10 protein-coding genes are annotated in these 12,496 nt (G+C 32.6%); all 10 read left to right on the forward strand.

The annotated features are described in order from the left end of the window. Positions 1-3 precede the first annotated feature (3 nt). The 10 genes from JM658_RS00870 (at position 4) to JM658_RS00915 (ending at position 12,050) form a co-directional block, all read left to right on the forward strand. A complete protein-coding gene (locus tag JM658_RS00870) occupies positions 4-1,500 on the forward strand; it encodes a RagB/SusD family nutrient uptake outer membrane protein (protein WP_236957339.1) in 1,497 nt (498 codons plus the stop codon). A 271-nt stretch (positions 1,501-1,771) separates the two neighbouring features. Further along, entirely contained in the window at positions 1,772-2,485 is a 714-nt protein-coding gene (locus JM658_RS00875; RefSeq protein ID WP_236957340.1) for a DUF547 domain-containing protein, read from the forward strand. Positions 2,486-2,757: 272 nt separating this feature from the next. Then, positions 2,758-3,213: a 50S ribosomal protein L13 gene (gene rplM, locus JM658_RS00880; protein ID WP_236957341.1), complete on the forward strand. Its 456-nt coding sequence runs from the start codon at positions 2,758-2,760 to the stop codon at positions 3,211-3,213. After that, the gene (rpsI, locus tag JM658_RS00885) at positions 3,213-3,599 is read left to right on the forward strand and encodes a 30S ribosomal protein S9 (protein ID WP_236957342.1); all 387 of its coding nucleotides are present in this window, start codon (positions 3,213-3,215) and stop codon (positions 3,597-3,599) included. Before rplM ends, rpsI begins: the two co-directional genes overlap by 1 nt. A gap of 208 nt (positions 3,600-3,807) precedes the next feature. Then, a complete protein-coding gene (gene rpsB / locus JM658_RS00890; RefSeq protein WP_236957343.1) occupies positions 3,808-4,605 on the forward strand; it encodes a 30S ribosomal protein S2 in 798 nt (265 codons plus the stop codon). 94 nt (positions 4,606-4,699) lie between these two features. Continuing rightward, the gene (tsf, locus tag JM658_RS00895) at positions 4,700-5,524 is read left to right on the forward strand and encodes a translation elongation factor Ts (RefSeq protein WP_236957344.1); all 825 of its coding nucleotides are present in this window, start codon (positions 4,700-4,702) and stop codon (positions 5,522-5,524) included. 161 nt (positions 5,525-5,685) lie between these two features. Next, entirely contained in the window at positions 5,686-6,393 is a 708-nt protein-coding gene (pyrH, locus tag JM658_RS00900; protein WP_236957345.1) for a UMP kinase, read from the forward strand. A gap of 46 nt (positions 6,394-6,439) precedes the next feature. Next, positions 6,440-6,994, forward strand: a complete 555-nt coding sequence (gene frr / locus JM658_RS00905) for a ribosome recycling factor (protein ID WP_236957346.1) — start codon at positions 6,440-6,442, stop codon at positions 6,992-6,994. Between the two features lie 100 nt (positions 6,995-7,094). Then, positions 7,095-9,620, forward strand: coding sequence for a DUF5686 and carboxypeptidase-like regulatory domain-containing protein (locus JM658_RS00910; protein WP_236957347.1), 2,526 nt, complete (start codon positions 7,095-7,097; stop codon positions 9,618-9,620). Positions 9,621-9,665: 45 nt separating this feature from the next. Further along, entirely contained in the window at positions 9,666-12,050 is a 2,385-nt protein-coding gene (locus tag JM658_RS00915; RefSeq protein WP_236957348.1) for an efflux RND transporter permease subunit, read from the forward strand. Positions 12,051-12,496 lie beyond the last annotated feature (446 nt).

The raw sequence follows: 12,496 nt of genomic DNA on the forward strand, positions 1-12,496 counted from the left end.
ATCATGAAAAAAATACTTATAAATAAAATACTAATCGTCTTAGTTATTTTAAATTTCAGTCTGTTTTCATGTAGTGATGACTTCTTAGAAGAAGTTCCTACAGAAAGCATATCAGAACAAGCAGTTGCAACAACAACTGGTAATCTATTTTTAGTAATTAACGGAATTCACAGGTCTCTTTACATAAGATATGATTCTAATGGTAGGGCTGGAGCAGGATCTCTTATGATTCAAAATGATGCGCTAGGTGAAGATTTTGTGATGACAGGAGAAGCTAATAAATTTTTCATCCAAATGGCAGGATGGTCAGATCACACGGATGCTAGTGACAGTTATGACTTATATCCATATAGATTCTATTATAGAATTATTAGAAATGCTAATGTAGTGATAAATGGCGTTGGTAATGCTGAAGGTCCAGAAATTGAAAAAAACACTGTTTTAGGAGAAGCTCTTATTTACAGAGCATGGTCTCATTTCCAATTAGTACAATTATATGGAGAAAGATATGACGCTTCTAGTGAAAACACCCAATTAGGTGTACCTATAAGACTTACCACAGATAACAATCCTATAACTAGAAATACTGTGAAAGAAGTTTACACACAAATTCATACAGATTTAGATCAAGCTATTAAAGTATTGGAAGATTACTCAAGGGCAAATAAATCTCACCTAGATAAATCCATAGCACTTGGCATTAAAGCAAGAGTAGCACTAGTACAACAAGATTACACCACTGCTGCAAGCTATGCAAACCAGGCAAGAAGTGGATATAGTCTTATGTCTAGAGACGATTATTACGCTAATTTTAATAATTATGAAAATATTGAATGGATGTGGGGAAGTCATATTCAAGAAGATCAAGTAGGAACTTTTAGCACTTTTGGAGCCTATGTATCTAGAAACTTTAGCTCATCAAACATTAGAGGAAATCCTAAAGCAATTAACAATCTACTTTACGACAAAATAACTTCAACAGATATAAGATCAAAACTTTTTGATCCTACAGGACAGCATGACAGTCTACCTCCAGGACATGAGGAATTGAGTTCTAGGTTCAGCAAAAAGCCATATACTAGTCAGAAGTTTTTAACAGAGAGTACCGGAAGCAGTAAAATGGATGTACCTTACATGAGAGCTGCAGAAATGTATCTTATTGAAGCGGAAGCACTTTCATATTCTAATGAAAGTCAAGCCAAGCAAGTTCTTTTTGAATTAGCTTCAAATAGGGATCCTAACTATACACTTTCTACAAACTCTGGAAGTGCATTAAAAGAAGAAATATATATTCAACGCCGAGTTGAATTATGGGGTGAAGGTTTCAGGTTTTATGACTTAAAACGGCTAAATATCCCTTTAGATAGAATAGGCACTAATCATACTGGAGAACTTATAAATTATGTTTATGAAGTACCTGCTGGAGATAATAGATGGCAATGGCTTATCCCACAGGATGCACTTAATGCTAACCCATTATTAGAACAAAATCCTATATAAAGTAATAACATAAAAACTTTATAAAATAAGCTCGTTATTCTAATAAATAACGAGCTTGTTTTGCATTATAGTAAGTCTCTTAGAGCTATAAATAAAAGCCTTCCTTTATATTTTTACTTCCTATTTATTTAAGTAGTAATAATATTCAGATTAGACAGAAAAATCAAAAATGATGAAAGTGTTTCCTTAAGCCAATTATGTAATACATTTGTTATAAATGCTAGGTACTTTAGTTAATTATTAACGAAGATTACTCTTAAACCATAAAAATATGAAATACAAACTAATCATATTTCTATCAATTACCATTACTGTTTTTTCTATTGAAAAAAGTTATACTCAAGAGTTAGATCATGAAATTTGGAATCAACTACTTAAAAAATATGTATCTGAAAATGGAACTGTAACGTACAGTAATTTTGATGAAGATTTATTAAATACGTATTTGAAAGAATTAGAAACCAATCAGCCAAATGATTCATGGAGTAAAAATAAAGTATTATCCTATTGGATCAATGCATACAATGCATTTACAATAAAACTTATATTGAAAAACTTTCCACTTAATAGTATTAAAGACATAAAAGACCCTTGGAATCAGAAGTTCATTCCCTTAAAAGATGAACAACTAATATCTTTAAACGATATCGAACATAGGATTTTAAGAAAAATGAATGAACCTAGAATACATTTTGGGATAAATTGCGCCTCTATCTCATGTCCAAAACTATTAAACGAAGCATTTACAAGCAAAAATGTAGATCTACAGCTTAATAAAGCAAGTCTTGATTTTATTAATGATAAATCAAAAAATAATATTTCTACATACAGAATTGTAGTTTCTCCTATTTTTGATTGGTTCAAAGAGGATTTTACAAAAAACCAAACTCTTATTGAATTCCTGAATAAATATAGCGATACAACTATTAATGAACATGCAACACTATCGTATTTAAAATACAACTGGAATATAAACGGCAAATAATTAGAAGCTTTACCAAAAATAGAGTTGAAATTTAGATTTTCAACTCTGTTTTACATTATATGAAACTATAAATTGCGGTTCTATTCAAAATTGTTAATTTGCAGCTTCTTACCGTGTTGTTTTAACTTACTAAAAACCAAACGGTTCAAAACAACAAATAATTAACACCCCCTATTTGTATATAACATAAATAGTTGTACTTTTGCACCCCATTATCCCGAATTCACGTTTGGGTATGGGAATGGAATGTTTAATTTTTTAAAAAATTTAGTGTGGATACATTAAGCTACAAAACAATTTCAGCAAACAAGGCTACTGTTAACAAACAGTGGGTTTTAGTTGATGCTGATGGTCAGACGCTAGGACGTCTTTCTTCTAAAGTGGCAAAGCTACTTAGAGGTAAGTATAAGCCTAATTACACACCGCATGTTGACTGTGGAGATAATGTAGTTATTATCAATGCAGAGAAAATCAACTTGACGGGTAAAAAATGGGATGCAAAAGAATACGTGCGTCACACAGGTTACCCAGGTGGTCAAAGAACAACAACAGCTACGGAACTTTACAAAAAAGATCCTACACGTTTGTTGGAAAAATCTATTAAAGGAATGCTTCCTAAAAACAAATTAGGCGCAGAGCTATTCCGTAATTTAAAAGTGTACGTTGGTGCAGAGCACGCTCAAGAAGCTCAAAAACCAACTGCTATTAACTTAAACGATCTTAAATAATGGAAGTAATTCACAAAATCGGCAGAAGAAAAACTGCAGTTGCAAGAGTTTACGTTTCTGAAGGTGAAGGTAAAATCACCATCAACAAAAAAGAATTTGCACAATACTTCCCAACGCCAACTTTACAGTACAAAGTTAAGCAGCCTCTAACATTAACAGAGAATGTTGAAAACTTTGACATTAAAGTAAATGTTTTTGGTGGTGGAGTAACAGGACAAGCTGAGGCTATCCGTCTTGCAATTTCTAGAGCTATGTGTGAAATCGATGCAGAGCATAGATTAACTCTTAAACCAGAAGGATTACTTACAAGAGATCCAAGAATGGTAGAGCGTAAGAAATTCGGTCAGAAGAAAGCACGTAAGAAATTCCAGTTCTCTAAACGTTAATCTGTATCAGATTTTTTACATGTGTTTTATACACATTGTTCATTTATTATTGAATTTAAAACATGTCGTTGCTTCGTTTCTTGAAAAAGAAAAGGAGAGCAGTTTAGCATCCAAATGGTAAAGGCAATCGATTTTTATCGTGACCACTTTAACATTGCTAAATATTCAAACCCACTTAGTGGGCAACGGAAAGTAAACTATTACAAAAATGGCAAATAACATAGAAGTTAAAGACTTACTAGAAGCAGGTGTACATTTTGGTCACCTTACTAGAAAATGGAATCCAAACATGGCTCCTTATATCTACATGGAGCGTAACGGGATTCACGTTATCAATTTATACAAAACAGTTGCTAAAATTGAAGAGGCTAACGAAGCCCTTAAAAAAATAGCACAATCAGGTAGAAAAATCTTATTTGTAGCTACCAAAAAACAAGCTAAAGATATCGTTGCTGAGAAAGCAGGAGCAGTAAATATGCCTTACATCACAGAAAGATGGCCAGGTGGTATGCTTACTAACTTCGTTACTATTAGAAAAGCTGTTAAAAAAATGGCTGCTATTGATAGAATGAAGAAAGACGGTACTTTCGATACTCTTTCGAAAAAAGAAAAATTACAAGTAGATCGTTTAAGAGCTAAACTTGAGAAAAACTTAGGTTCTATTACAGACATGACTCGTTTACCAGGAGCATTGTTTATTGTAGATACTTTACGTGAACACATCGCAGTAAAAGAAGCACAGAAATTAAACATTCCAATTTTTGCAATGGTAGATACAAATTCTGACCCAAGAGAGGTTGATTATGTAATACCATCTAATGATGATGCTTCTAAATCTATCGAGAAAGTTCTTACTCACGTTACTGCTGCTCTAGCTGAAGGTCTTTCTGAAAGAAAAGCTGACAAAGATGCTGAGAAGAAAGCAGAACAGGAAGAAGAAAGTAAAGCAGAACAAGAAGCTAAAGAGAAGAAAGCTAAAGCTTTAGAGACTGAAGACAACGATTAAATAACAATATAATAAAGTCGTTATCCTCTTACCTTCTATACTTTTGTACAGAAATTAATGGATAACGACTTTACTAATTAAAACTGATATAGAAATGGCAAAAATTACAGCCGCTGAAGTAAATAAACTTAGAAAGGCTACCGGTGCAGGTATGATGGATTGCAAAAATGCATTGGTTGAAGCTGAAGGCGATTTTGATACAGCAGTAGAAGTTCTTCGTAAAAAAGGACAAAAAGTAGCAGCTAAAAGAGCAGATAGAGAATCTACTGAAGGTGCCGTCATCGCTAAGGTAAACGACGCTAACAGCAGAGGTATTATTATTTCTCTTAACTGTGAAACAGATTTCGTTGCTAAAAATGATACTTTCGTTGCTTTAGCTAACGAACTTGCAGATTTAGCTTTAAATTTTGACTCTAAAGAAGCATTTTTAGATGCAGACTTTAAAGGAGTTAAAGTTTCAGATAAATTAATCGAACAAACTGGAGTTATCGGTGAGAAAATCGAAATTGGTGACTTTAGAACTTTAGAAGCTCCTTTCGTAGGTTCTTACATCCACGCAGGAAACAAAATCGCTACACTTGTAGGTTTATCTGCTGGTGTTGAAGGTGCAGATGTTGCTGCTAAAGATGTTGCAATGCAAGCTGCAGCAATGAACCCAGTTGCTTTAAACGAATCTGGAGTAGACCAAGAAGTTATCGATAAAGAAATCGAAATTGCAAAAGATACTTTAAGAGCAGAAGGGAAACCAGAAGCTATGCTAGAGAACATTGCAAAAGGTAAATTAAAGCGTTTCTTTAAAGACAACACTTTAGTAAACCAAGATTTTATTAAAGATAGCAAACTAAGCGTTACAGATTATGTAAAATCTTACGACAAAGAACTTACAGTTCTTGCTTTCGAAAGAGTAGCTTTAGGATAATACATTACAGCTTATTCAATATAAGCTTTCATATATAAGACCACTTTTGAATTTACTTCGGAAGTGGTTTTTTTATACACGATATTTCTACTACTACGACTTAATTATTTTGCTTATTTTTGCTGAGGAAATTTTTCAGAAATAATCTTCAACAGAAAAACATGCAATACAAAAGAATACTTCTAAAGTTAAGCGGAGAAGCTCTAATGGGCAACAAACAGTACGGAATAGACCCAGTTAGGCTAAAAGAATATGCTGAAGAAATAAACTCAGTGATCGCAAAAGGTGTTCAAGTAGCTGTTGTAATAGGTGGCGGGAATATTTTTAGAGGACTTGCAGGCGCTAGTAATGGAATGGATAGAGTTCAAGGAGATCATATGGGAATGCTTGCTACCGTTATAAACGGACTTGCGCTACAATCTGCTCTAGAAGATGAAGGTGTACAAACTCGATTACAATCTGCTATAAAAATAAACGAAGTTGCTGAACCTTTTATTAGAAGACGTGCCATAAGACACCTAGAGAAGGGCCGTGTTGTAATTTTTGGTGGTGGAACAGGAAATCCTTATTTTACAACAGATTCTGCAGCTGTATTGAGAGCGATAGAAGTAAAATGTGATGTTATCTTAAAGGGAACTAGAGTTGATGGAATCTATACTTCAGACCCTGAGAAAGATAAAGACGCGACCAAATTTGATAATATTACATTTAAAGATGTACTTACAAAAGGACTAAAAGTAATGGATACTACAGCCTTTACATTAAGTCAAGAAAACGAATTGCCAATTATCGTTTTTGATATGAATAAACCTGGGAATCTGCTAAAAGTAGTATCAGGAGAAAAAATTGGTACAAAAGTTAATCTTTAATTATCTTGTAATTTAATTAGCTAAACTATTTTAAACATTAATAGTTATGAACGAAGAAACACAATTTATATTAGATACCGCCAAAGAATCTATGGACGGTGCGCTAAAGCATTTAGAGAAGGAGTTTGTAAACATCCGTGCCGGTAAAGCTAGCCCAGCAATGGTTGGTAGCGTTATGGTAGATTACTATGGTTCTCCTACTCCACTTAGTCAAGTTGCCAATATAAATACCCCAGACGGAAGAACAATTTCTATCCAGCCATGGGAAAAAGGAATGATTCAGCAGATAGAAAAAGGAATCATGATTGCCAACTTAGGGTTTAATCCTATGAATAATGGTGATATGGTGATTATTAACGTTCCACCGCTTACAGAAGAAAGAAGAAGAGACTTAGTAAAACAAGCAAAAGCTGAAGCTGAAGATGCTAAAGTATCTATAAGAAGTGCTAGACAAGAGGCTAATAAAGAAATAAAAAAATTAGATATCTCTGAAGATCTTAAAGCGAATGCAGAAGTAGATGTACAGGCATTAACAGATGAGTACATCAAAAAAACTGATGCTAGTTTAGCTACCAAAGAGAAAGAAATAATGACAGTTTAATTTTAGTTAAACTTTCAATAAAAAATTAAAGCGGCTCCAAGGAGTCGCTTTAATTTTTTGTAACATTACAAGATATTTTCAAAAGACCCGTTTCTAATAAATGAAAAATAAAGCGTCCTTTATTTTAATACTATTCTTACTACTGGCAAACGCAAGTTTTGCCCAAGATATCATATCTGGAAGAGTACTATCTGAAGAAAATGCTACCCCGCTTCCATTTGCCACTATTGTTACTAATAACGGCAAAAACACAATTACTAATTTAGATGGAGAATTCTCCATTGTTAAGAGTGATAGCCTCCAAATTCTAACTATAAGCTACATTGGCTATAAGCCAAAAAAGCAAGCAATCTTCTCCAACGATGATATTACTATAATTCTAGAAAAAAATATCGAAGAATTAGATGAAGTAATTTTAAGGGAAAAAGGAACTGATGGCTTAGCTATTATAAAAAAAGCAATTGAAAATCGTGAGAATAACAACCCTGAAGATATTCTAAACACATATTCTTACGACAACTATAGTAAACTAATTATTACTGCTGATAAAGATTCTATCAACGGAACAATCGATTCTATATTTAAGGTAAAAAGAAATGATAGATTAAAATTTAAAAAAATAGATTCAACTAACTATCAGCTAAAAAAGCAACTCGAAAAGTCTCATTTATACATTATTGAAAAAGCTTCTAAATTTTTGTATTCTAAACATAAAGGGGAGCGAGAAAATATCATTGGGACACATATGGCTGGTTTTAAGAAACCAATCTATGAAGCGTTAGCTCTAGAAATGCAATCTTTTTCTTTTTACGACAATCATTATAAAGTATTCGGAACCGAATTTGTAAGCCCACTTGGAAAAAATGCATTAAAAACATACAATTATAAAATTTTAGATACCGTAAACGAACAAGATCGTGATGGCTATATAATTCATTATTTCCCTAAAAAAGATAAAGAAAGAGTAGGCTTAGAAGGCGTTTTATATATCGACACAAAAAGCTACGCTATTCAAAAAGCCATTTCTCAATTAAATGCTGCAATAGATGTTCAAGCTGTACAAAACTATACTTATTTTGAAAAGGAAAATATATGGTTTCCTTCCAAAAGTAATGTTATGGTCGGAAAAGGAGAAAACAATAATGTAGTTACCTTATTTGGAAAATTAAGGATAGCCTCTAGCTCTAAAATGGAAGATTCTACTTTTGTGAGCACCAATCCTGATGATATTACTAAACATATTTATCTTATTGCAGAAACGAATAATTCTAATATCAACCTCAATCAACCAGTAACAATAGAAAGGAGAGACACTGCAATTGATCTTCTAAACGTAGCTGCAGATAGAGAAGAAGATTTTTGGAGAAGCTATAGAACTGATAGTATTACTGATAAAGAAAAAGAAACTTACATAGCAGTAGATAGTTTAGTGGAAGCTAATAACTACGAAAAGAAACTATCTTTTATAAGAAAAGTGATGGTAGGATATGTGAGTACAAAATATATTGATTTTGATTATAAATCGTTACTAAAGTTCAATAGGTATGAAAACTTTAGACTTGGACTAAGCGCTGTAACCAATAATAATTTCTCTACTAAATATAAAATACATGGTTATGGTGCCTATGGAACGAAAGACGGAGAATTTAAGTATGGTTTTGGCGCAGAAAGGAGATTAGATAAATATGATGACACCCGAATTGGAATAAACTATAAAGACGACTTAGTAGAAACTGGAAGTTTAACTTTTATTACTGACGGAAGGGCTTTTTATTTATTTGAACCGAGACTATTTAACATTAGTCAGTTTCATAAAGTAAACGACATAAGTGCTTATGTAACCCATGATTTTACTCCTAAAATAAGTTCTAGATTCGAGCTCTCTCACCAAGACGTAAAACCTACTTACGATTATACTTTTACCAATAATGGGCAAACCTATGAAACTTACCAAACAAGCTCCATTACAGCTGCAATTCAATGGAACCCATTTAATAAATACATGCAAACTAATGAAGGTAAAGTTATTATAGAAAACAAATACCCACAGTTTACTTTACAAACTACTCAAGCGCTTAGGAATCTATTTGACAGTGATTTAAGCTTCTCAAAAGTAGCTATGAGAGTTATGCATGAAATAAGTCCACTCAACAAAGGAAAAACAACATTTCTATTTGTTGGAGGGATAGGATTTGGCGACCTCCCAATAACAGAATTGTTTAACACCTCTCCAAACCAGCCAGACGGAGAAGTAATATTAGACAGATTTTCTGTTGCTGGACGTGATAGTTTTGAGACTATGTATTTTAATGAGTTTTTCTCTGATAGATATGCTGTCTTACAAGCAAAACATTACTTTAAGCGTTTCAATATTACAAAGAATTTTAGACCAGAATTGGTGCTAATATCAAGATTCGCAATAGGGAATGTATCCGAAAGACAACAACATGAGGGAATCGATTTTAACTCTTTAGAAAACGGATATTTAGAAAGCGGGATAGAAATAAATAAAATTCTCAAAGGTTTCGGACTCAACTTTATGTATAGGTACGGAGCTTATCACTTACCTAATTTTGATGACAATATCTCCTTTAAGTTTACCTACTATTTTAGTTTAGGTTTTTAGGCACATTCGCAGAGGTTTTCTACCTTTGCATTGAAATTTTTTTTGATGATAAACAAGATCAGTAAAGGCTTTTGGAAGAAAACAGCTAGAATAATTCTTCGCAATCGCATCGTTATTTTGTTGATTCTACTCGGAATCACTGTTTTCCTTGCTATGCAGTGGAAAAATATGCGCTTCACTTTTACAGAAGCTAATCTACTTCCAGATCACCATCCGGTAAATGTAGAATACAATAAGTTTCTTGACGCCTTTGGGGAAGAAGGAAACCTAATTATCATCGCTATAAAAGATGATAGCCTGTTTACTCCTGATAATTTTAATGAATGGAATAAACTGAGTAAAAAGCTGCAAGCAAAACCTGAAGTAGACCTCGTAATATCTACAGACAACCTTCAGAAACTAGTAAAAAATACTGAGAAGCAACAGTTTGAAATGGAACCTTTAATTAAAGGGGAAATAAAAAATAATGTTGAAATCGATAGTTTAAAGGACGAGTTATTCCATAGACTTCCATTTTATGAAAGCCTACTTTACAATAAAGAAACACACACTATTAGAACAGCTATTTATATTGATAAAGAGATTGTAAACACTAGTGTACGTAAAGATTTTGTGCTTAATGACTTTGAACCGCTAATTGACGATTTCGAAGCCAAAACGGGACTTGACGTTAGAGTTTCTGGAATGCCATACATAAGAACACTAAATTCTCAAAGTATCATAGACGAAATAAGTATGTTTATTGGTGCTGCCTTAGGTGTTACTTCTTTAATATTCTTTTTCTTTTTTAGATCCTTTAGAGCTACTTTCATTTCAATGATAGTAGTAATAATTGGAGTTATGTGGGCATTTGGAATCTTAGGCCTACTTCATTATGAAATTACTGTTTTAACTGCACTCATACCTCCTTTAATCATTGTTATTGGAATCCCCAATTGTATATTCCTCATCAATAAATATCAGCAGGAGGTTCAAAAACACGGAAACCAAGCTAAATCACTACAGCGTGTAATATCTAATGTTGGGAATGCTACATTGATGACCAATATCACCACTGCTGCTGGTTTTGCCACTTTTATTATTACAGAGAGTAAGCTTTTAAAAGAGTTTGGTATCGTTGCTTCTTTAAACATCTTTGCAATTTTTGTATTATCGTTACTTATAATTCCGATTATATACAGTTTTATGCCTTTGCCTAAAACAAAGCATTTAAAACATTTAAATACAAGATGGATCAACACATTTGTTGGTTGGATGGAAAACACCGTTCGTAATCATAAAATTGCTGTATTTATAGTTTCCCTATTAGCTCTAATTAGTAGCATCATAGGTATTTATCAAATTAGAATCTCTGGGAGTTTAATAGAAGATATGCCTCAAGACGCAGCTTTCTTTGATGATATTCGTTTTTTCGAAAAAGAGTTTGATGGAATCCTTCCTGTCGAAATAATGGTGGATACAAAGAGAAAAAATGGCGTTTTAAAACTCTCAACCCTTAGAAGAATGGAAGAGCTGGAAGACCTTATTAAAGAGATTCCAGAACTATCAGATCCGATTTCTGTAACTAATTTGGTAAAATACTCCAAACAAGCTTATTATAATGGGAATCCTGATTACTACCAGCTTCCTAATAATCAAGAAAATGCATTTATCCTTTCTTACGCAAAAAAATCTTCTAACAATGCCAATCTACTTAAAAGCTTTGTAGATTCTACCGGGCAAGTGGCAAGAATCACCACTTTTATGAAAGATATTGGTACTGACAAAATGGAAGGGATAGAAGCTGACCTATGGAAAAAAATACACAAAGTTCTTCCTGAAGATCGCTACGACATCACTCTTACAGGGAAAGCATTGGTATTTATGAAAGGAACGAAATACTTAGTGAAAAATTTAGTGATGTCTCTTGCGCTAGCAATTTTTCTTATTTCTCTATTTATGGCCTATATGTTTAGGTCCTTTAAAATGATCATAGTCTCCTTAATTCCAAATATCCTTCCGCTTATAATTACAGCCGGAATGATGGGATTCTTAGGAATACCAATTAAGCCGTCTACAATTTTAGTTTTTAGTGTTGCTTTTGGTATTTCTGTAGATGATACTATTCACTTTTTAGCAAAATACAGACAGGAACTTACAAAGAACCATTGGAACATAAGAAAATCTGTATATAACGCACTAAGAGAAACTGGAGTGAGCATGTTCTACACTTCTATAGTATTATTCTTTGGCTTCTCAGTTTTTATGTTAAGTAGCTTCGGTGGAACAAAAGCTTTAGGAGGACTTGTTTCTTTTACGCTATTAACAGCCATGTTAGCAAATCTAATTTTACTACCTGCCCTTTTATTAGCGCTAGAAAGAAACATAGCAAACAAGAAAGTTCTTAAAAAACCTAATATCGATGTGCTTCCTAAAAGCAGTAAACAGTAAAATTTTTCTTATTAAGAAATAAATCATTGAAAAAAAGCCATTGGCGAATTATTAAAAATTTGCTAATGGCTTTTTTTTATAAAATCTAATCAAGAAAGAAAATATTCATAGGGATTCTAAGTGCTTAGAAATAAAAAAAAGCCTGCCGGAAACAAGTTTCCGAACAGACTTTAAGGTTCCCCCAAACCTACAATCTTATATATTTTGAATTGCTTTAAGAGCAATATTTTTTACGAACTATTTTCTACAAAGGTAGAAATTAATATTAAATACACAACAGGAAAAATCCCTATTTTTATATTATAAAATTATCTTAAATTTCTTATTGTTATGTTAAATGTACAAAAAAAATACATTCAACAATTACTAAATACATTAAAATTAATGTATTTAATGAAAAATTAATATTACGTGATAAATAAATAAAATTTTCTAATGGCTATTGA

This window comes from Joostella atrarenae (genome assembly GCF_021764745.1).
In the GTDB taxonomy this organism is placed as follows: Bacteria; Bacteroidota; Bacteroidia; order Flavobacteriales; family Flavobacteriaceae; genus Galbibacter; species Galbibacter atrarenae.

Bases quoted from the DNA above. Each gene is read 5' to 3' on its own strand.
- rpsB (WP_236957343.1), top strand. From the start codon at position 3,808: ATGGCAAATAACATAGAAGTTAAAGACTTACTAGAAGCAGGTGTACAT.
- JM658_RS00915 (WP_236957348.1), top strand. From the start codon at position 9,666: ATGATAAACAAGATCAGTAAAGGCTTTTGGAAGAAAACAGCTAGAATA.
- frr (WP_236957346.1), top strand. From the start codon at position 6,440: ATGAACGAAGAAACACAATTTATATTAGATACCGCCAAAGAATCTATG.
- JM658_RS00875 (WP_236957340.1), top strand. From the start codon at position 1,772: ATGAAATACAAACTAATCATATTTCTATCAATTACCATTACTGTTTTT.
- pyrH (WP_236957345.1), top strand. From the start codon at position 5,686: ATGCAATACAAAAGAATACTTCTAAAGTTAAGCGGAGAAGCTCTAATG.
- rpsI (WP_236957342.1), top strand. From the start codon at position 3,213: ATGGAAGTAATTCACAAAATCGGCAGAAGAAAAACTGCAGTTGCAAGA.
- JM658_RS00910 (WP_236957347.1), top strand. From the start codon at position 7,095: ATGAAAAATAAAGCGTCCTTTATTTTAATACTATTCTTACTACTGGCA.
- tsf (WP_236957344.1), top strand. From the start codon at position 4,700: ATGGCAAAAATTACAGCCGCTGAAGTAAATAAACTTAGAAAGGCTACC.
- JM658_RS00870 (WP_236957339.1), top strand. From the start codon at position 4: ATGAAAAAAATACTTATAAATAAAATACTAATCGTCTTAGTTATTTTA.